Below are 18,694 nucleotides of genomic sequence, written 5' to 3'. Positions count from 1 at the left end.
TCCTCGGCACACTGCTATCGGTCGAAGCCCATACTCTTGGACACATTCGCAGCGATACTCGCAGCAAGGCCCCGAGGAAGAATGCGAGCGATCAAAGTGACCAGGCGTGTGCTGACGCGGCCTGGATATGAAACGACCTTACCGGCGACGAAATCATCCAACGTCCTGCGAGCGACGTCTTCGGCACTGTCCATCTTCTCCAGCTTCACCGTGGTAGGACTCTGATCGAAGAACTCTGTTGCGGTCGCGCCGGGGTTCGCTACCATCACACGCACGCCTGAACCTTTCAGCTCTTCAGCCACCGCCTCGCTAAACATCAGAACAAATGACTTCGTAGCCGCATACGTTGCGTTATATGGAACCGGTTGGAACCCGCCGTTTGACCCGATATTGATAATGCCGCCACTTCCACGCGCCACCATCCTCTCTCCCAGAAGGTGGGTGAGCGCCACGAGACTATGCACATTCACCATCACCGGGGTTAGCTCCTCACCGATCGGCCTGCTGAAGAACTTGCCGCTATAGCCGACCGCCGCGTTGTTCACCAGCAGATCGACATCGACTCCCATCCGCGTAAGTTCATCCAGGATCAACTCCGGCGCAGCCACGTCTGCCAGATCCGCTTGTATCACCTCAACCCGCACGCTGTGATCTCGTCGCAGACCTACGGCAAGCGTCTCCAACGCCGCTTTGGTCCTGGCCACAAGCACCAGATTCGACCCTCTCGCGGCAAGCTCTTCGGCGTAGGCCTTGCCCAGACCTTTCGAAGCCCCCGTGACAAGACTGAACTTCCCCTTGTAATCGAACCTGATTCGCTGTTCCATAACGCCTCCACTAAACGACAACGATCAATGTCGTTACATACGACACTATGCGTTGTCGTATGATGTGTCAAGAGACCTGAATCATGGAGCGACCTTGAAGACCTGGCAGGATGATGACCCAAAGGCATCGTTGATGAAACGGAAGCGCGCACTGATCGTGAACGCTGCGCGGGAGGCGTTTTTGACCGGAGGCTACGCCGACACCTCCATGGACAGCATCGCAAAGGGAGCCGGCGTCTCCATCAAAACCGTCTACCGGCACTTTGAGAACAAGGACGACCTGTTCATGGCAGTGATGCAGGCCGCCTGTTCGGTCGAAGGGAACGAGAGCCCCGCGCCACGCGACTGGCCGGCGAAGAGTCCTCGAACAGGCCTAAATCTCGCGGCCATCGAGTATCTCCGGCATGCCTTGTCGTCAGAGCAACTGGCGCTCTACCGAGTTGTCTTACGCGATGCCGGGAGGTTCCCGGAGCTTGGAAAGCGCTACTCCAAAGAGGTCATCGAAGGCCGCAACGCGCTTATGGTGGAGTACCTGAATCGGTGGAGCCCTTCGCAAGGCTGGAAGATCAAAGACGCCCTCAGGGTTGCGGATGCCTTCGCTGGTCTGTTGCGTTCGGGATGGTTCGAATCGATTCTGCTTGGAACGGCAGCAATCGAAGAGACCGCGCTGTTGCAACACGCTAAATCCGCAGCGTCGCAAATACTCATTCTGATCGAGTCCCGAAAACTGTAGGCAGGCAGTGAACTTACATTAGCAGCCTATGCATCGATCAACAGACTACGGATCGAACGACATGCCACCTCTTCGCCCTACTCTTTCTCCTGTAGTTCTCCCCGCAGCGCGTCCGCAAAATCCGCATTCAGCACCACGGAATCCTCCAGCCCCTCCACCCGGATAATCTCCCCGCCATACTGGTTCTCGTTCGAGCGTCCCCTCAGCATCAATAGCAACATAAGCGACACCGAAACCACCACCACCACCCAGAACAACACGCAGTTCATCGGCAGGAAGTGAGTCCTGCGCGATATCGTCCACGTCAGCCCTGTCGTCTGAGATCCCCACCGTAATGCCGCAAGCGATAGGCATGAACCAATAGCCGCAACCGCCTTCGCCGAACCCGCATCACTCAAATCGCACCTGCGTCTGCACTGTCATACTGTCGAGTCTTTAGTTCTGAGGAGGAGGAGTATTGGCCGTCGAACCACTCGGGCTGGCCTTCTCCTGCGCCTGCAGAGCCTTGTCGTGCTGCTGCTTCGCCTTCGCATCGGCCTTCGCAGCCTTCGCGTTCGCGTTTGCAGCTTTTTCTTCTTTTTTCTGCTGTGCCTTCTGCGCCTTCATCTCCGACTTCGACATCGTCGCCGACGACGGTGATGTCGAGGCTGGCGCTGAAGCAGCCGCCGGAGCCGGAGACGTCTGCGGAGCAGGCGTCGTCTCCTGTGCTACCGCCATCATCCCGCCTAACATCGCAAGCACTACAAACTTCGCTGCAAAAATCTGGGCCCGTCTCATCGTACGTCTCTCCTTGGTAATCGGATCTACAACCTTTGGATGCACATAGCAGCCTTGGGATGGCCCGCCCGAGTGGTCCCACCGCTCTGCCCCTGTTGAAAATCTGTCAAGCCCCACATCGAACAAAACCCGCGCCAGACAAGAAGATTCGCGTGGCGTAGAAGTTATACCCCGCCACCTATACTGGATATAGAGGTAAAAAAGCCCGGCACTCCGACGAAAAAAAGCTCCAAATCCGCGTCCAAAAGAATAACTCCTTTAGAAAGAGATTTTTACCCGCAACCCTCTTCGAATGAATATTTTACATGGACCTAAAATCGTAAAACATTGAAATAAAACCCTTTAGCAAGGGGTACCCCCAGGGGAGGGGGTACCCCCAGAGGTCGAATAGGCGACGCGCTAGTAAAAATCCGCGCAGCTAAGAAAGTAACCGCACGTCCGGCACACCAGCTTGCAACGGCTATCCTCCAGCCGCGAGCTGCACGTCGGGCAGAAGCGGGAGTGATGCTCACTCTCCACTGCGGAGATCGGGCACGCAGCGTCGGATTCATAAGCGGATTCATTCGCCATCGGATCGCCTACCGTCTGCATCCGACGATGCTACCGCACGAAGCCACTTTTTCAACGTCCATTCGCCAAGACCAGGCATCGAAGAAGGTACTGTTGATAGGTAACAGCTGACACGACACAAGGAGAAATCACGATGGATCGTAGCGCAAGCGCAGTCTGGCACGGCAAGATCATGGACGGAACCGGCACCATCTCCACACAGAGCGGCACGCTCAAGGAGACGCAGTACAGCTTCAAGACCCGCTTCGCCGACGGCGTAGGCACCAACCCCGAAGAGCTCATCGCCGCCGCTCACGCCGGCTGCTTCACCATGGCCCTCAGCGGAGAGATCACCAAGGCCGGCCTCACCCCCGACTCCATCGAGACCACCGCCGTCCTCACCCTCGACGTCCACGACGCCCCCACCATCACCAAGATTCACCTCACCACCAAGGCCAAGGTCCCCGGCATCGACAAGGCAAAGTTCGACGAGCTCGCCCACAATGCCGAGATCAACTGCCCTGTCTCCAGGGTCCTCAAGGCCGCAACCATCACCCTCGACGCCACCCTCTTGTAAGCACCTTCGCGCAGCCCTCCCGTTGGTCGGCACAGACATCAAAGCGACCAACGGGAGCCGCAACCGAAGGGATACACAAATCACGAAGTGATCGCCGCCCGCGCAGGGCGACCAGCCGTCAGGCCATATTTTTAGAGATTAGTGAGAGTGCCCATGATGGTCATGCCCATGTGCCCCGACAGCCTCAAGCTCCGGCGGCGCACTGCACCCATGCGTGGTCTCGCATCCAGTCGTTTCAAACTGAATCGTCGTATGCGTAATGTGAAACTTGTCCCGCAGAGCGCAGTTGATCCCCGTCAGAATGCTGCTGCACTCCGACATCGGCATCTCCTCAATCGTGATATGACTAGCCAGCGCATGTGACTGCGAACCAAGACTCCACACATGCAGGTCATGCACATCCAGAACGCCTTCGACCGACTGCATCGCACTGCGAATCTCGCCCAATCGCAGATTGCGCGGCGTTCCTTCGAGCAGGATGTTCAACGTCTCGCGAATGATCCCTACCGAACTCCACAGGATCATCCCTGCAATCACGATCGAGAGCAGCGGATCGATCCACGTGACACCAGTAAAGTAGATCACAGCTCCACCCACGATCACCGCCGCCGTCGAAAGCGTATCGCCGAGCATGTGCAGAAACACGCTACGGATGTTCACATCGCCGGAGAACCGCCAAAGCAGCGTCGCAACCGTCCCGTTCATCAGCACGCCCGCAGCCGCGACGATCATCATCAACACCGGCTGCACCGGAACCGGATGACTCAGCCGATGAATCGCCGCAATCGCAATCCACGCAGCAAGCACCACCAGCGTCGACGCATTGACGAACGCCGCCAGAACACCGGCGCGCTGATAGCCAAAGGTCTTCTGCTCCGTCGCTGGCCGTCCCTGGAAGTACACCGCGACGAACGACAATGCAATCGCCAGCAGGTCGCTGACATTATGACCAGCCTCAGAGATCAGCGCCAGCGAGTGAGCACGAACGCCAAAGTAGAACGTAGCCCCGACATACGCCAGCGTCAGCGCCATGGAAAACTGCAGTACCCGCTGCATCTTCCTGTTCGGGGTTGCGACCATATGCATAACGACAAGTGTAGTCTGCGCCGAGTCCGCATTCAATGAACGATCCGCAAAAGACGAACCAAATCGGCCAAGTCCGTATCAGAACACTCCAGCCAGACTAAACCGTCCCTGCGGAGCTGCTCCGGTGCGGATGCGACGAACTAAGCCTCAGCCCGCTCCACGACTCCGCCACCACGATGCTGTTTCCCGGATTATGCGGAGCGTAGCGAACCTGAATCGGCAGATCCGTGCGAATGTCGTGAACATGCTCCGCCAGAGCAGTCACATCCTGCGCACACTCGTACGACACGCCCGCAATGCGATAGTTGTACAAAATAATCCGCGGCAACGAATCAGAGATCTCATCCTGTGAGAGCATCTCCGCCGCCTCAGCACGGTCATCCTGCGCTTCCGTGACCAAAGTATCCATGATCGTTCCGTCCGTGATGCGCCCCGTCCGGGAGAGCATCTCGCGGCGTTCACGCTCAATCTCTTCAGCTGTCGGCTTCGGCCGAGTCAGTACGTAGCCCGCAATCCCCGCTGTCGCAGCGACTCCCACCCCAATCGCGATGAGGGCCCTCGGCGACCGCAGTGCAAGCGGCAGATGATTTGGAATCAGCGAAATCACAGGCTCTGCCCAAAAGCATAGCCCAAAGCGAGCCAGCTGGCAGCAGGAAGGTGCTGTCTCAGTAATCAGAACACCAAAAAGGGTTCAGAATTCACACATCACCGAGCCGCAGCCGGCAGGCGATATACTGGAGGTTGACCATGAATCCGTCTTTTTCTCACGCTGCAAAGTTGTCCGCCTCCGTCAAAGCCGCTCCCGCATCTCTGCCCGGCCTCGCCCATCCGCTCGATCTCGGAGACGGTCGGCGCATCCGTTCGACCACCGTCATCTGCGTCCGCCGCGGCGACTCCGTGGTCATGGCCGCTGATGGTCAGGTCTCGCTCGGCGCAACCGTCATGAAGTCGTCCGCCAAAAAGATCCGCCGCCTCTATCAAGATAAAGTGCTCGCCGGTTTTGCCGGATCCACCGCGGACGCCTTCTCTCTCTTCGCCCGGTTCGAGGTCAAGCTGGAGCAGTACGCCGGAAACCTGGGACGCGCAGCCGTAGAGCTCGCCAAGGACTGGCGTACCGACAAGATGCTGCGTCAGCTCGAAGCCCTGCTTATCGTGGCCGACCCGAAGCAGACCTTCCTCCTCTCCGGCACCGGCGACGTGATCGATCCGGATGAGGGCATCGCTACTATCGGCAGCGGCGGTAGCTACGCGCTGGCCAGCGCACGCGCCCTCATGGAGAACACCGACCTGAGCGCACGCGAGATCGCCGTGAAGAGCCTCAAGATCGCCGGACAGATCTGCATCTACACCAACGACCAGATGACGATCGAAGAGCTCAAGTCCGAATCGCCGGCGAACCGGTAGCGTCCAACCTTCGTACCACTTAAAATGCGTCGCAGCTTTCTCGCGACCAGGAGTACCGCACCATGGCAATCTTTCTACCCGGAACAGCCGAAGATCAGGCACTCGCACTCGACGAAATGACCCCGCGAGAGATCGTCGCGGAGCTGGACAAATACGTCGTCGGACAGCACGCAGCCAAACGCGCCGTTGCCATCGCACTGCGCAATCGCATGCGCCGCCAGAAGCTATCGCCCGAGCTCGCCGACGAGATCATGCCAAAGAACATCATCATGATCGGCCCCACCGGCGTCGGCAAGACCGAGATCGCCCGGCGTCTTGCGAAGCTGACTAACTCGCCATTCCTGAAAGTCGAAGCCTCGAAGTTTACCGAAGTCGGCTACGTCGGTCGCGACGTCGAGTCGATCGTGCGTGACCTCGTGGAGATCGCCATCGACATGGTGCGCGAAGAGAAGATGGAAGAGGTGGAAGACAAAGCCGAGCTAGCCGCGGAAGATCGCCTCATTGACCTCCTTCTGCCTCCTACGGCCTCCGTCACCGCAGCCGCCGCAACACAGGAGCCCGGAAGCAACATCATTCAACTTCCTCCCGCCGCGCCCGTAGACGACTCCGAAGAGAAGCCCGGAGAGCGCGAACAAAGAAACAGAGAGAAGCTCCGCCAGCAGTTCCGCGAGGGCAAACTCGACGACCGCACCGTGGAGCTCGACGTGCGCGACCGCAATCAGCCCAGCTTCGAGGTCATCTCCAACCAGGGTTCGGAGGACATGGACATCAACCTCAAGGACATGCTCCCCGGACTCTTTGGACAGCGCACGAAGAAGCGCAAGATGAAGGTCGCAGAGGCCTTCGACTACCTCGTCCAGGAGGAGGAAGGCCGTCTGATCGATATGGATCAGGTCACGCGCCTCGCGGTTGAGCGTGTCGAAGACTCGGGCATCGTCTTTCTCGACGAGATCGATAAGATCGCCGGACGCGAAGGCGGCCACGGTCCGGATGTCTCGCGCGAGGGCGTGCAGCGCGACATTCTGCCCATCGTTGAAGGCACTACGGTCAGCACGAAGTATGGCATGGTCTCGACCGATCACATCCTGTTCATCGCGGCCGGAGCCTTTCATGTCTCCAAGCCCAGCGACCTCATCCCGGAGCTGCAGGGCCGATTCCCTATTCGCGTAGAGCTTAACTCATTGACAGTAGAGGACTTCATTCGCATCCTCACGGAGCCGAAGTCGTCGCTGGTCAAGCAGTCTGTAGCGTTGCTTGAGACTGAGGGTTTGAAGCTCGAGTTCACGAAAGAAGCGATCGCTGAGATGGCGCATTTTGCTTTTCGTGTGAACGAAACGACGGAGAACATTGGGGCGCGGCGTCTACATACCATCCTCGAGCGTGTGCTCGACGAGATCAGCTTCCAGGCGCCGGATCTGTTGAAGAGCCCGCGCGCCGAGATCACCGAAGAGGGCGTCGTTGGCGAGGTTCACGTCTCTGCACCGCTTACGTCGGAGCCGCAGAAGCCCTCGCCGCCGCTGCCTGTGATCGAGCGCCAGACCGCGACGGGAACCGAGAAGGTCGTCGTCGTCGATCCGGAGTATGTTCGCCAGCAGGTCGCCTCCATCGTGAAGGATCAGGATCTTTCGCGCTACATTTTGTAGTTTTTTTAGAGTGTGGTGGAGTGGTATTTTTGCAGGGGTTTTTGCAATTTCCTGCGTGCAAACGTGGTGAGTTTGCATGGTGAACGTGGTGAAGTTGTGGTAGTTCGTATGGCTGGAGATGCAATAGAAAAGCTGGCGGAAACTACGCCAGCTTTTTCATTCTTTTCTGAAGATTTTTGAGGCGTCTCGAATCGGGCCTTCCTGATCGCGAGTTCAGACACAAAACCAGGCAGTATCGAGCATCCATCCCGACGCAGGAGTTGGGTCGTCGCGGTGCGCCCGCCGTACATCTTAAACACGGACTTCCGCAAGATGTTGCGTGCGTGACAGAACATAGACAATATCGAAACAACCGCTTGTTTACAGGGGTTTACGCGTGGCATCGAGCTGAAGACGATGTGACTTTTCGCTCTCTGGCACATCTAACATTGCAGAGGTTTGGTTATGAAGATCCCAGGTTTGAAGTTGGCTCTTGCGTTTTCGTTAGCGGCGGCACTGACGGTTCCGACGTATGCCCAGATGGGCCAGATGGGCGGTAACCAGGCCCGTCCCGGCACCCTGAACTATGTAGAGGGTCAGGCGTCGATCGACGGCCACCAGGTCTCGGCCAGTTCGGTCGGTATGGCTGCTCTCGGCGAGGGACAGTACATCTCTACCGCGAACGGCAAGGTGGAGATTCTGCTGACGCCGGGTGTCTTCCTTCGCCTCGACAAGGACACGACCCTGAAGATGGTGACGCCGAACCTGACGCACACCGAGGTGCAGCTGGAGCGCGGACGCGCCGAGATCGAAGCTGACCAGCTCTACCCGCAGAACATGATTCTGATCAACCAGAAGGGCGGTCAGACCCAGATTCTCAAGAATGGCCTGTATGAGTTCAACGCGGACAACAACACCGTGCGTACCTTCGACGGAAAACTAGCCGTCTACCCCGGCAACGATCTGCAGAGCAATGTGAAGCCGGTGGACGTGAAGGGCGGCAAACAGCTTGTATTAGCCAGCGAGGCCGTCAAGCCGCAGGGCTTCGACAAGGATCGCTCGCAGGACGATCTCTACCGCTGGAGCAGTCTGCGCTCGCAGTACCTGGGTGAGGCGAACATCGACCTAGCCTCCGACTATGCGGGCTACGGCCCCGGCTACGGCGGCTTCGCACCCGGCTGGTTCTGGGACGCGGGCCTCTACGGCTACACCTGGCTGCCTGGTGGAGGGCCGTTCTTTAGCCCCTTCGGCTACGGCTTCTACTCGCCGTACTACATCGGCGGCGGTGGGTTCGTCTACGGCCGTGGCTTCTACGGAAGAGGCTATGGAGGCGGCTACGGCTTCCACGGCGGCGGCTACTCCCGTGCAGCGGTAGGCGGCAGCTTCCGTGGTGGCGGCGGATTTAGCGGCGGCGGTGGTGGTGGATTCCACGGCGGCGGCGGCGGCGGCGGTCACCGCTAATCCGCTAGCTGGAATGAATACAGACGCAACGGGAAGGGGCCGGGGGAAAGATCACTCGGCCCCTTATGTTGTGTGGACGACATTCAGACAGTCTCGTCGTGTACCGCGGCGTTCGGCGCGTTTGTCTTCACCGAGGCGATGCCTTCCTCTCGCCCGGAGGTCGACGCATACCCTTGGCTGGTCCCGATGACCTCGTGATTGGCGGCCTTCAGGTTGAACATGGCCTTGCCGTTCTTCTCCTCTTTTCGCTCATACCGGGTGTCGTCCGCAGCGTTTTTCTTGACGGACTCGATACCGTTCTTCGCCGAGGCCTTCTCCGTATAGCTCTCGCTTCTGAGGATGATCTCTCCATTCGCGGCCTTGAGATGGAAGTAAAACTGGCCGTCCTTCGATTTCTTAATCTCAAACGCTCCTGCCATGGTTCCTCCTTGTGGTCTGACCGCTGAATCTCCGAGATTGTACCCGATCCCAAACCGCGAAGCAGCCCCGCATTCGCTCGGCACGCGGAAGAAGCAAGCCTCTGCACCCAGAACGCAGAGATTTTCATTTTCGTTTCGCTGGATTTGTCAGATAATAGCTGCTCCACCTGGCGCGCTGTCTCGAGCATCTGAAGAGATTTCGACAGCGCCAACGGGTAATAAATCTCGTTTGAGATCGCGTTGTTGGTCGTCCTTGATCTGGGTCCCCGTAAGAATGAATGTATTTCGATCCTCTCCGGCAGATCCATCCGCCGAAGAAAGAGGTAACCGGATTGATCTTCTCCGCAACGGTTGGCGCAGGCTCGTGTTCTCTTCATGTGATAAGAGACATCGGCAGGCGTTTCGGCGAGGACGTTGGCCCATCCAAGTGTGTGCGCACAACACTTGTTCGCGTTTCGATTGATGTCCCGCAGTGAAGGATGTTCGGCAGTGAATGAAAGTTTAGCGGTGGAAACAACGCTTCGCCCATGGTGGCAGCAGGCAGCCTAATCCAACATGGGGCAAGCATGGAGTCTGATGAACTACGCCTTCGTTCCTGACCTAATTGCACTCGCGATCCTGATTATTATTCTGATGGTGCTGCGTAGGCGGCATCCGCAGGAACGGGTCGGCCTTTGGCTGCTTGGCCTATTCTTCACGCTAGTGGAGGCGCTCGCCCACACCTTCTACGCGCAGAGCGGACCTCCGGCCAGGCCGCTGCATGTCATCGTGCTGGACTGCTATCTGCTGGCAGGCGTGGTCTTCGTCTGCGCCTCGGGCGAGTTCGAGCTCTCCAGACGCTCGCGGGTGTTGTACCTCTCGCTGAACGCCCTGCCGCTGCTGGCGATCACGACCCTCTATGGACTGCACATCCTGAGATCGACCGCGTATCTCCCCTGCATTGTGCTCGGCCTGCTGATCGGCGTGATCAGCTCGCTCACCATGCGGCAGAGCTGGAGGTCGGCGGCGCTGTACGCCTGCGGATGGCTGACCATGGCGTGGCTGGTGCAGCGCGGCCAGTATCGCGAGACGGTTTACTGGAGCCTGTGCTGCGTCTATGCCATCGCGGCGATCAACTTTCAGCGGCGGCTGCCTGCCAGGAGCACGGGCAGGCTCGCCATCGTCACCGGCTTCACCATCTGGGCGCTCTGCTTCCTGATGCATCCGCAGATCGTGAAGTATCGCGAGTACGCCGACATCGCCTCGCATGTGTGGAACATGCAGAAGTCGCTCATCTCGATCGGGATGATCCTGATCATGCTGGAGGAGCAGGTGTCGAGCAACGAGTGGCTCGCGCTGCACGATGAGTTGACGGGGCTTCCGAACCGGAGGCTCTTCGCGGAACGGCTGGCGCACGCGCTCGAACGCTCCTGCAGGCTGGGCACGCAGCTTGTGCTGGTGATCGTGGACCTGAACGGCTTCAAGGCGATCAACGACACGCTCGGCCATGTGGCGGGCGACCAGGTGCTCCGCGAGGTGTCGAGCAACCTGCATAACGGGGTGCGTTCGTCGGACACGCTGGCCCGGCTGGGAGGCGACGAGTTCATCCTGGTGGCGACGGACTTTGCGCGCGGAGAGCCGGTCGAACATCTTCTCGACTCGATTCAGAGAGCCGTGGAGGAGCCGATTCTTGTGGACGGCCGATCGATGGTCGTTACGGCGAGCCTGGGAATCGCGGTCTATCCGGACGACGCGCAGGACTCGATCCGGCTGCTTCGGATCGCAGACCAGAGGATGTATGCGCGGAAGCGTGGGCCGATACCGGACTCAGGTGAGACCGGAAGTCTTGCCGTCAACGCACGCTGGTAGATCCGAACAAACAGAGAGGGCCGGCAGCTTGCGTAAGCTACCGGCCCTCGTCTGGTTTCGATGAAGCAGGATTAGTGCGTGGTGGCTGGCTCGCTGATCTCGCTGAGGCGCTTCGCGAGCAGCTTCTCGAGGTCTTCGAGCGCCTTCGAGAAGCCTTCGATGCCTTCCTTCAGCTTGTCGTGGGCCATGCGGTCTTCGGCGTGCATCTTGTCGAAGGTCGCCTTGTCGATGGTGAGCTTCTTGATGTCCATCTTCTCGGAGGCGGCAGGATCGAGCTTGCGCGGGAGATCGCCTTCGGTGGCGTCGAGTTCGGCCAGCAGCTTCGGCGCGATGGTGAGGAGGTCGCAACCGGCAAGCTCTTTAATCTCGCCGATGTTGCGGAAGCTCGCGCCCATGACAACTGTCTTGTAGCCGAACTTCTTGTAGTAGTTGTAGATCGTCGTGACCGACTGAACGCCGGGGTCGTCCGCGCCGACGTAGTCCTTGCCGGTGTCCTTCTTGTACCAGTCCAGAATACGTCCGACGAAGGGCGAGACGAGGGTGACCTTGGCCTCCGCGCAGGCGATGGCCTGGTGCAGGCCGAAGAGCAGCGTCAGGTTGCAGTGAATGCCCTCGAGCTCGAGCGCCTCGGCGGCCTTGATGCCCTCCCAGGTGCTGGCGATCTTGATCAGGACGCGGTCGCGGGAGATGCCCGCCTTGTCGTACTGCGCGATGATGTCGCGGGCCTGCGCCTTGGTCTTCTCTGTGTCGTAGGAGAGCCGGGCATCGACCTCGGTGGAGACGCGGCCCGGGACGATGTTGAGGATCTTCTTGCCGAAGGCCACGGCGAGCGACTTGAATGCGAGCGTGGCGACGTCCTTGTCGGAGGCGCTGGAGCCGGCATCCTTGCGGGCCTGCTTCAGTACGTCATCGACGATGGACTGGTAGGCCGGCATCTCGGCGGCGGCGGCGATCAGCGAAGGATTCGTAGTGGAATCCTGCGGCTTGAACTTCTCGATCGAGTTGATGTCGCCACTATCGGCGACGACCTTGGTGTATCCACGAAGCTGTTCCAGTAGTGTGGCCATCGTTGCTCCTTCGCTTCCTGATGCAGATTTTATCAAGCTCTGAGGGATTGCGCTCTGCTGCGGCGAGCGCGGTAGACTTTATTCGGCTGCAAATTGATTTTCGAGGATACCCAGCCCGTCTACTTTAACTTGGATGCGGTCACCGGGCTGAACGGCTCCTACTCCTGCGGGGGTACCAGTGGGAATCAGGTCGCCGGCCTCGAGCGTCATCACCGAGGTGATGTAGCGGAGCAGATCGGCGATCGGAAAGATGAAGTCGGCGGTGGAACCCTGCTGTTTCAACGTGCCGTTCAACCAGGTCGAGACGGTCGTGGGAGCGCCGGCCACCGGGTCGATCTCGTCCGAGACGATAGGGCCGACCGGGCAGAAGGTGTCGAAGCCCTTGCCCCGCGTCCACTGGCTGTCGGACTTCTGGATGTCGCGCGCGGTGACGTCGTTGACGCAGACGTAGCCGCGAATGTACGGGCGAACGTCCTCGTCGGGGCCGATCTTGTAGCAGCGGCGTCCGATGACGATGCCCAGTTCTCCCTCATAATCAACGCGTTTCGAGAGGGCAGGCATGCAGATGGTGCCTCCCGGACCGAGCAGCGACGAGGGTGGTTTGAGGAAGAGCAGAGGCTCCGTGGGGACGTCGTTGCCAAGCTCCGCGGCGTGGTCGCGGTAGTTGCGGCCGACGCACACGATCTTCGAGGGCATCACCGGAGGCAGAAGCTTCAGCTCGCTCAAGGGCTTCGGCTCAAAGTTGATCGAGAGCGTCGGCACCGGCACGCCGCCCAGAATGCGCGCCGTCAGGTCCTCCTGCGGAGCCTGCATGGGCAGCGTCGCCCATAGCTCTCCGTCGCGCTTTTCGACAAGCGCATAGCGTGGGAGACTGGTACCGTTCTCGTTCGACAGGTACTTGCAGTAACGCATGTTTTATTGCTCCCTTAACATCTCCTGCGCCTCAGCGCTGGGTGCACTCTCGTTTCCTGCTGCGTCGATCGCCGAGACCCGGTAGGCATAGCGGTGGCCGGTCAAAGCGGTCTGGTCCCGATAAGCAGGGTCTGCCACCGGGCTGGCGTTCAAACGCGTCGCCGTCCCTGTAGCTGCCCCTGCTGAATCTACATCCTGCCGATACACAATATAACCAACAACATCCAGATCCGTATCGGGAGTCCATGAAAGATCAATAGAACGGTCCGATGCGGTGGCTCCGCCGGGTACAGCCTCCAAGTCCGTGGGAACGCCCGGCGGAAAGATATCCCGCACCGCCAGCGTGACCGGTGCGGAGGCGACGCTCCGCAGCTCCAGCTTGTGGCCGTCCACCGAGATCTCGCGGACTCGCCGTGCAGAGTAGTGGTAGGTCACACCCTTCTGCGCCGTATGGTCGATGGTTCCACCCGCATCGGCAGCCTCGCGCGGCGTTCGCAGCCTCACCTCGACAGGCGCGGGTGGCGCAAGCTGCAGGGTCTTGGACCCAGAAGCAGCGGGCGCACCGGACGCAGCCTGAGTCATCGAAGTTTGAGTCGTCGAAGCCGTGGTACTCAAAGCCGGAGCAGTCGCAGTCTGAGGAGCCTTCGAGGTCTTCGCAGCCTTCCGCTTCTTCGAAGACTTACCCTCATCAGGCTTCGATGTCTTCTTTGAATCTTTGGCGGGCGGCTGAACGTCCGCCCCATCTGCGCCTACCAGATGCCGGTCCAGCACCACCGAGGCGGTAGAGTCGATTCGCTTCCACTCCAGCATCGCGCCCTCGCGGCTCGAAGTCGCATGCAGCTCTTCCACCGCAGGCGGCACGGCACCGGAGGCAGCGAAGGTCTCCGCCGACAGTCCGGCAGAGTGCCCCTTCGCGTTGAAGATCTGGACCCGATAGGCGAGCAGCCCGGCAGGATCGACCGTGAGTGTCGCAGGCAAAGCGTCGGCCCACTCCGATGCACCCGGCTTGACCCGCAGCCGACCGGCAGGAGTGACCGGCACACACGCCGGACCCCCCGCAACACCAGGTGCAGGGGTACCAGAAGAGGCAGCAACAACCGAGGCCGCGCTGGAAGCAGCCGTCGGCGACACGATCCGACAGATCTCCGCCGTCATCGGATTCTTCACCGGGTCCTTGATAAAAAGCTTGTCTGTGGTCTTTTCCGGCGTCGTCCACCGAAGCCTTACCTCTGTACCCACCCGTTCCGCGCTAAGATCTTTCACGATCTCAGGCAGATTCAGCGACGGCGGTCGCGGCGGCGCTGGACTTGCACAGCCAACGGTAAATGCAATCAGCAACATAGCGGATGCGGCCAGCCATCGACTGGAGTGCGAATGGCGGAGGCTGTGCGGAGGCGTCATTGGATTCAGGCTAGCATTTCGCCCGCTCCTATCCTCCCCGATGAGCGCGCCGAGGCGAATCATCGGGTCTCGGTCCGAAATGCGACATAGCACGTTGCACCCCAAATAGCCCGCCATAAAATCCAAAACCCTTCTGTAGCCGTACATCTTTTGATTCGACTTCAACATCTGTTGGTCTAGCTAACTTCTATTCCTATGAGCAAAGATATCCTGTCCTCCGACCCTTCCCTAAGCGCGATTCAAGGCTCCATCTCGCCCGTCGAGCCCTTGGACCGTATCGAGTCGATCGCCTCCGAGATGACCGACGCTCGGCACGTGCAGATCGACGGTGATGTTGCCGAGGCCTTTATCTCAGAGAAGCGCATCGGCGAACGCATCAAACACCTGCGCCTGAAAAAGTCGATGGGTCTGGTCGAGCTTGGCCGCCACACCGGACTCTCCGCGAGCTTTTTGTCGCAGCTTGAGACCGGCCGCGTGGTGCCGACGCTGCGAAACCTGGCGCGCATCGCCATGGTCTTCTCGAAGGACCTGAACTACTTCTTCGAGCCCGAGCCGCAGACCCTCTTCCGCGTGCATCGCCGCGACGAGCGCGTGCGCCTGCCCCAGACCGGGGCCGACGACCCTTCGTACTTCTTCGAGAGCCTCGGCTACCTCGTTCCCGACCGGCAGCTCGACCCCTACTTCGCCGAATTTCTGCCGATGAAGGAGGGCCGTGTCGCGCGTGCCCACCAGCATGCGGGCTGCGAGTTTCTCTATCTGCTCTCCGGCAAACTGGATGTGCGACACGGCGTATCCATGCACCACGTCGAGGCGGGAGACTCCATCTACTTCGACGCCAATACTGTACACAGCTACTCCTGCATCAGCGAGAAGCCGGCGATGGCGGTCATCGTAACCCTGCAGCATCCATTAGTGCAGGGCGGACGCTCCGGCATGTCGAACGGAAGACTGCGCAGCATGCCCGATCCGCTGTCGCCGTCGCCCCAAACCGTACCTCAGGCTGTATCCCGGGCTGCATCCCAGGGCGCAAAGAAGAGTGCAGTCGCGCGGATGCAGTAGCTTGCTGAAATCCGCTGCTCAGAGTCTCTGAACACCTCCCGCTGAGTTCCGCTAAACGCTTCGTCCCCGCGTGGTGGGCTCAGCCGGAAGCACGGGCAGTTGCACCCGCATCACGTCCAACCGCTGCAGAATCTTGCGAGCCAGTCCAGTCAGCGGAAGCGCATTCAGCCGCTTGGTCAGAATCCAGTCCAGGTCGGCCTTGGCTGCGGGAACAGCGCGCCGCAGCCCGCGATCCTGCGTTCCACGCGAGGCGTAGACCTGCACATAGTAGTTCGTATTCGTGATGGCGTGACGAAGCCGCAACACCGGCTCCCTGCCCTGCACCGCATCTTCGGGCAGCGGAGGCAGCTCGTACATCCCCGGCATCAGGCTGGACTCGGCAGGCCGAAGCTTCATCAGCACCTCGGTCAGCGTCCCGCGCTTGCGTAGGCTCAGCAGATACGACGCAGGACGGCTACGCTGCGCCGCCCGCACCGGCGTGACGTGTTCGCCGCGTGTCCGGCACATCGCATGCAACGGACAGTCCAGGCACAACGGAGCACGCGGCAGACAGATGGTCGCACCCAGCTCCATCATCGCCTGGTTATGGTCGCCCGCAGCGTTCAGGTTGTCCTTCATCCGCCGCTTCGGAACCAGCGCATCGGCCTGCCCCTGCACAAAGGCGCGGCCTGCGGCGGTAGATAACTCAGGCCGTCCGGTCAGTCGAAGCAGCACGCGCTCCACGTTGCCATCCACCACCGCGACGCTCTCCCCGAAGGCGATGCTCGCGATGGCCGCGCTTGTGTATTCGCCGATGCCCGGCAGCGTGCGAAGCTCAACGGAGGTCTTCGGCAGCACGCCGCCAAGCTCGCTGGTGACGAACTGCGCGGCCTTGTGCAGCATGCGCGCACGCCTGTAGTAGCCCAGGCCCGACCAGCTCGCCAGCACGTCCGCCTCAGGCGCAAGCGCGAGTGCAAGCACCGTCGGGAAGCGCCGCAGAAAGTCTTCGTAGTGGTCGATCACGGCAGCCACGCGGGTCTGCTGCAGCATCACCTCGGAGACCCAGGTGCGATACGGATCGCTGACCCCGCGCCACGGCAACTCGCGCGCGTGATTGCGGTACCAGCCGATCAGCCTGCGGCGAAGAAGCGCCGCATCCAGTTCAACTGCCTCAGCGGCAGTATGCTGCAACATGGAACCCTGGCCCGTATCCTCTGCACGCAAGAAAGAACGCATCGCTGCCAGTCTAATCCCTCTCGCCGGAAGGCCGAAGCGCGAACCTGTAGCTCCGTCCTGAAGCAAAAGACGCGGCGTCTGCTAGCCGATCTCGTGGCGGTGTTGGAAGATGCCCATAAAGGCCAAGCGGTACGCGTAGATCAGGAAGATCTCAAGCGCGGCGCACACCAGCCCAGGCACGATCCCACTGGGAGCGAGCGTAGCGTGAAACAGCAGAATATTGACGATAATCGGCCCCAGCAGTACAAGGCCAAGCGGAACGTAGCGTCCGATGATCAGAAGAAATCCGCCGACGACATAGAGGATCCCGATGAAGGTGAACCATCCATGCACGAACAAGAGGCCAGCCAGCGCGCCTGCATCGCCCGGCATAGTTTGGTTGGGGATGAAGTGAAGATAGACGTTGAGCCCGAAGACGAAGAAGATAAGTCCAAGCAATATGCGTGCGATCATTACGGCGATCTTCATAGTGCGGAAGCCTCCCTGTTTTACACTCCCTGCGATAGCGAGTGATTACATGACTTGCGTCGCGAGGTACGATTCGGTAGCGTCGAGTATATGCCGACCGAGTACGTGCCGACACGCTCTATGACGACCCAGACTACGCCTACATCGATGGATACGGGAGTAACTATGTCGCTCACCGGTCGCGTGGCCCTGATCACCGGCGGCTCACGCGGAATCGGTGCCGCCACCGTCCATCTCTTTCGCCAGGCTGGAGCGCGTGTCGTCTTCAACTACCGCACCGCCGTCCGCCAGGCCGAGGCTCTGGTCGCAGAGTGCGGCGGCCCGCAGCACTGCCTCGCGATCCACCAGCCGCTCTCCACACCAGAAGACGGACAGGCCCTCGTCGCCGCCGCCGTCGCTGCCTTCGGACGCCTCGACTGCGCCATCCTCAACCACGGCATCTGGCCCTCCCACGACGCACCCATCTCGGAGATGTCGTCCGAACAGTGGCGCACCACCATGGGCACCAACCTCGACAGCGTCTTCGGCGTCATCCGCGCCGCCGTCGCCCAGATGAAAACCCAGCAGTCGCAACCCAGCCAAGCCCGCGGACACATCGTCCTCGTCAGCTCCACCGCCGGGCAGCGCGGCGAAGCCTTCCACGCCGACTACGCCGCCACCAAGGGCGCGCTCATCAGCCTCACCAAGAGCCTCTCGTCCGAACTCATCGGCAACGGCATCTACTGCAACTGCGTCGCCCCCGGCTGGGTCGCCACCGAAGCCACCGTCGATGTCCTCAGCGATCCCGCTACGTCCAAGAAGCTGCTGTCGCTCATCCCGCTCGGACGCCCCGCGCACGTCGAAGAGATTGCCGCACCGATCCTCTTCCTCTGCACTCCTTTCGCAGGCTTCATCTCCGGCGAGATCTTCAACGTCAACGGCGGCGCGGTGCTCGTCGGCTAAACGGAGAACCTGCACATGAAGCAACTCGTCCTCACCATCGCGGCAGGCATCCTCCTCGCATCGTCCCAGCCGCTGTGGTCGCAGGCCAGCGACATCCCCAGCGCCGCTCCCGTCCAGCCCGTCGGCGAAACCCCGGAGCAGCGCGGACGCAAGCAGCTCGACGAGATGGTCGAGGCACTCGGCGGCGACGCCTGGCTGCATCGCAAGAACGTACGCAACATCGGCCACCTCGCCCGCTTCTTCCGCGGCGCTCCCACCGGCATGGTCGTCGAGTTCACCGGCATCCATCAGTTCCCCAGCGAGTCCCGCTTTGAGGCCGAGCGCGTCGGC

The 18,694-nt window shown here is 60.3% G+C and carries 21 protein-coding genes; 9 read left to right on the top strand and 12 right to left on the bottom strand.

What is annotated here, in order from left to right; all coding sequences use genetic code 11:
- Positions 1-14: 14 nt before the first annotated feature.
- The gene (locus GSQ82_RS22440) at positions 15-824 is read right to left on the bottom strand and encodes an SDR family oxidoreductase (RefSeq protein WP_158794509.1); all 810 of its coding nucleotides are present in this window, start codon (positions 822-824) and stop codon (positions 15-17) included.
- A gap of 94 nt (positions 825-918) precedes the next feature.
- On the opposite strand from GSQ82_RS22440, the gene GSQ82_RS22435 reads away from it, so the two are divergent.
- Complete coding sequence (locus GSQ82_RS22435; protein ID WP_158794508.1) at positions 919-1,557, top strand: TetR/AcrR family transcriptional regulator; 639 nt, start codon at positions 919-921, stop codon at positions 1,555-1,557.
- A 77-nt stretch (positions 1,558-1,634) separates the two neighbouring features.
- Here the strand turns inward: GSQ82_RS22435 and GSQ82_RS22430 are convergent, their stop codons facing one another.
- The 3 genes from GSQ82_RS22430 to GSQ82_RS22420 all read right to left on the bottom strand — a co-directional run bounded on the left by GSQ82_RS22430 (position 1,635) and on the right by GSQ82_RS22420 (position 2,904).
- Positions 1,635-1,955 carry a hypothetical protein gene (locus GSQ82_RS22430; RefSeq protein WP_158794507.1) on the bottom strand — a complete coding sequence of 107 codons (321 nt, stop codon included), beginning with the start codon at positions 1,953-1,955 and terminating at the stop codon, positions 1,635-1,637.
- Positions 1,956-1,992: 37 nt separating this feature from the next.
- Positions 1,993-2,334, bottom strand: coding sequence for a hypothetical protein (locus GSQ82_RS22425; RefSeq protein WP_158794506.1), 342 nt, complete (start codon positions 2,332-2,334; stop codon positions 1,993-1,995).
- Positions 2,335-2,733: 399 nt separating this feature from the next.
- Positions 2,734-2,904, bottom strand: coding sequence for a hypothetical protein (locus tag GSQ82_RS22420; protein ID WP_158794505.1), 171 nt, complete (start codon positions 2,902-2,904; stop codon positions 2,734-2,736).
- A gap of 127 nt (positions 2,905-3,031) precedes the next feature.
- On the opposite strand from GSQ82_RS22420, the gene GSQ82_RS22415 reads away from it, so the two are divergent.
- Positions 3,032-3,460 carry an OsmC family protein gene (locus GSQ82_RS22415; protein WP_371417267.1) on the top strand — a complete coding sequence of 143 codons (429 nt, stop codon included), beginning with the start codon at positions 3,032-3,034 and terminating at the stop codon, positions 3,458-3,460.
- A gap of 138 nt (positions 3,461-3,598) precedes the next feature.
- On the opposite strand, the gene GSQ82_RS22410 is transcribed toward GSQ82_RS22415, so the two are convergent.
- Together GSQ82_RS22410 and GSQ82_RS22405 are read right to left on the bottom strand one after the other, a co-directional pair.
- Positions 3,599-4,546: a cation diffusion facilitator family transporter gene (locus GSQ82_RS22410; RefSeq protein WP_158794879.1), complete on the bottom strand. Its 948-nt coding sequence runs from the start codon at positions 4,544-4,546 to the stop codon at positions 3,599-3,601.
- Between the two features lie 97 nt (positions 4,547-4,643).
- Positions 4,644-5,153 carry a hypothetical protein gene (locus GSQ82_RS22405; protein WP_158794503.1) on the bottom strand — a complete coding sequence of 170 codons (510 nt, stop codon included), beginning with the start codon at positions 5,151-5,153 and terminating at the stop codon, positions 4,644-4,646.
- A gap of 140 nt (positions 5,154-5,293) precedes the next feature.
- Here GSQ82_RS22405 and hslV point away from each other — a divergent pair, with 140 nt between their 5' ends.
- The 3 genes from hslV to GSQ82_RS22390 all read left to right on the top strand — a co-directional run bounded on the left by hslV (position 5,294) and on the right by GSQ82_RS22390 (position 9,033).
- On the top strand, positions 5,294-5,950 hold the full coding sequence (hslV, locus tag GSQ82_RS22400) for an ATP-dependent protease subunit HslV (protein WP_256370109.1): 657 nt from the start codon (positions 5,294-5,296) through the stop codon (positions 5,948-5,950).
- A gap of 62 nt (positions 5,951-6,012) precedes the next feature.
- Positions 6,013-7,593: an ATP-dependent protease ATPase subunit HslU gene (hslU, locus tag GSQ82_RS22395; RefSeq protein WP_158794502.1), complete on the top strand. Its 1,581-nt coding sequence runs from the start codon at positions 6,013-6,015 to the stop codon at positions 7,591-7,593.
- 444 nt (positions 7,594-8,037) lie between these two features.
- Positions 8,038-9,033, top strand: coding sequence for a hypothetical protein (locus GSQ82_RS22390; protein WP_158794501.1), 996 nt, complete (start codon positions 8,038-8,040; stop codon positions 9,031-9,033).
- A gap of 83 nt (positions 9,034-9,116) precedes the next feature.
- Here the strand turns inward: GSQ82_RS22390 and GSQ82_RS22385 are convergent, their stop codons facing one another.
- Entirely contained in the window at positions 9,117-9,452 is a 336-nt protein-coding gene (locus GSQ82_RS22385) for a YegP family protein (protein WP_158794500.1), read from the bottom strand.
- 576 nt (positions 9,453-10,028) lie between these two features.
- Here GSQ82_RS22385 and GSQ82_RS22380 point away from each other — a divergent pair.
- Positions 10,029-11,300: a GGDEF domain-containing protein gene (locus GSQ82_RS22380; protein WP_158794499.1), complete on the top strand. Its 1,272-nt coding sequence runs from the start codon at positions 10,029-10,031 to the stop codon at positions 11,298-11,300.
- Between the two features lie 71 nt (positions 11,301-11,371).
- On the opposite strand, the gene GSQ82_RS22375 is transcribed toward GSQ82_RS22380, so the two are convergent.
- The 3 genes from GSQ82_RS22375 to GSQ82_RS22365 form a co-directional block, all read right to left on the bottom strand.
- A complete protein-coding gene (locus GSQ82_RS22375) occupies positions 11,372-12,367 on the bottom strand; it encodes a transaldolase (RefSeq protein WP_158794498.1) in 996 nt (331 codons plus the stop codon).
- Positions 12,368-12,445: 78 nt separating this feature from the next.
- Positions 12,446-13,279: a fumarylacetoacetate hydrolase family protein gene (locus GSQ82_RS22370; RefSeq protein WP_174243128.1), complete on the bottom strand. Its 834-nt coding sequence runs from the start codon at positions 13,277-13,279 to the stop codon at positions 12,446-12,448.
- 3 nt (positions 13,280-13,282) lie between these two features.
- The gene (locus tag GSQ82_RS22365; RefSeq protein WP_158794497.1) at positions 13,283-14,542 is read right to left on the bottom strand and encodes a fibronectin type III domain-containing protein; all 1,260 of its coding nucleotides are present in this window, start codon (positions 14,540-14,542) and stop codon (positions 13,283-13,285) included.
- A 333-nt stretch (positions 14,543-14,875) separates the two neighbouring features.
- Between GSQ82_RS22365 and GSQ82_RS22360 the strand changes: the two genes are divergently transcribed.
- A complete protein-coding gene (locus GSQ82_RS22360; protein WP_371417257.1) occupies positions 14,876-15,739 on the top strand; it encodes a helix-turn-helix domain-containing protein in 864 nt (287 codons plus the stop codon).
- A gap of 51 nt (positions 15,740-15,790) precedes the next feature.
- Here GSQ82_RS22360 and GSQ82_RS22355 read toward each other — a convergent pair whose 3' ends face one another.
- Both GSQ82_RS22355 and GSQ82_RS22350 read right to left on the bottom strand, forming a co-directional pair.
- Positions 15,791-16,912: an A/G-specific adenine glycosylase gene (locus GSQ82_RS22355; RefSeq protein WP_158794496.1), complete on the bottom strand. Its 1,122-nt coding sequence runs from the start codon at positions 16,910-16,912 to the stop codon at positions 15,791-15,793.
- Positions 16,913-17,035: 123 nt separating this feature from the next.
- The gene (locus GSQ82_RS22350; protein WP_158794495.1) at positions 17,036-17,422 is read right to left on the bottom strand and encodes a DoxX family protein; all 387 of its coding nucleotides are present in this window, start codon (positions 17,420-17,422) and stop codon (positions 17,036-17,038) included.
- A 147-nt stretch (positions 17,423-17,569) separates the two neighbouring features.
- On the opposite strand from GSQ82_RS22350, the gene GSQ82_RS22345 reads away from it, so the two are divergent.
- Complete coding sequence (locus GSQ82_RS22345) at positions 17,570-18,364, top strand: SDR family NAD(P)-dependent oxidoreductase (RefSeq protein WP_158794875.1); 795 nt, start codon at positions 17,570-17,572, stop codon at positions 18,362-18,364.
- Positions 18,365-18,379: 15 nt separating this feature from the next.
- The coding region (locus GSQ82_RS22340) for a hypothetical protein (RefSeq protein WP_158794494.1) at positions 18,380-18,694 on the top strand (315 nt) is incomplete at its 3' end.

It is taken from the genome of Granulicella sp. L60, assembly GCF_009765825.1.
In the GTDB taxonomy this organism is placed as follows: Bacteria; Acidobacteriota; Terriglobia; order Terriglobales; family Acidobacteriaceae; genus Edaphobacter.
This window is presented reverse-complemented; position numbering and strand designations above follow the sequence as displayed.

Coding starts and splice junctions, on each gene's coding strand:
- GSQ82_RS22385 (WP_158794500.1), bottom strand. CDS start 9,452: ATGGCAGGAGCGTTTGAGATTAAGAAATCGAAGGACGGCCAGTTTTAC.
- GSQ82_RS22360 (WP_371417257.1), top strand. CDS start 14,876: ATGAGCAAAGATATCCTGTCCTCCGACCCTTCCCTAAGCGCGATTCAA.
- GSQ82_RS22355 (WP_158794496.1), bottom strand. CDS start 16,912: ATGTTGCAGCATACTGCCGCTGAGGCAGTTGAACTGGATGCGGCGCTT.
- GSQ82_RS22425 (WP_158794506.1), bottom strand. CDS start 2,334: ATGAGACGGGCCCAGATTTTTGCAGCGAAGTTTGTAGTGCTTGCGATG.
- GSQ82_RS22350 (WP_158794495.1), bottom strand. CDS start 17,422: ATGAAGATCGCCGTAATGATCGCACGCATATTGCTTGGACTTATCTTC.
- GSQ82_RS22375 (WP_158794498.1), bottom strand. CDS start 12,367: ATGGCCACACTACTGGAACAGCTTCGTGGATACACCAAGGTCGTCGCC.
- GSQ82_RS22370 (WP_174243128.1), bottom strand. CDS start 13,279: ATGCGTTACTGCAAGTACCTGTCGAACGAGAACGGTACCAGTCTCCCA.
- GSQ82_RS22390 (WP_158794501.1), top strand. CDS start 8,038: ATGAAGATCCCAGGTTTGAAGTTGGCTCTTGCGTTTTCGTTAGCGGCG.
- GSQ82_RS22420 (WP_158794505.1), bottom strand. CDS start 2,904: ATGGCGAATGAATCCGCTTATGAATCCGACGCTGCGTGCCCGATCTCC.
- GSQ82_RS22410 (WP_158794879.1), bottom strand. CDS start 4,546: ATGCATATGGTCGCAACCCCGAACAGGAAGATGCAGCGGGTACTGCAG.
- GSQ82_RS22380 (WP_158794499.1), top strand. CDS start 10,029: ATGAACTACGCCTTCGTTCCTGACCTAATTGCACTCGCGATCCTGATT.
- GSQ82_RS22440 (WP_158794509.1), bottom strand. CDS start 824: ATGGAACAGCGAATCAGGTTCGATTACAAGGGGAAGTTCAGTCTTGTC.
- GSQ82_RS22345 (WP_158794875.1), top strand. CDS start 17,570: ATGGATACGGGAGTAACTATGTCGCTCACCGGTCGCGTGGCCCTGATC.
- hslV (WP_256370109.1), top strand. CDS start 5,294: ATGAATCCGTCTTTTTCTCACGCTGCAAAGTTGTCCGCCTCCGTCAAA.
- hslU (WP_158794502.1), top strand. CDS start 6,013: ATGGCAATCTTTCTACCCGGAACAGCCGAAGATCAGGCACTCGCACTC.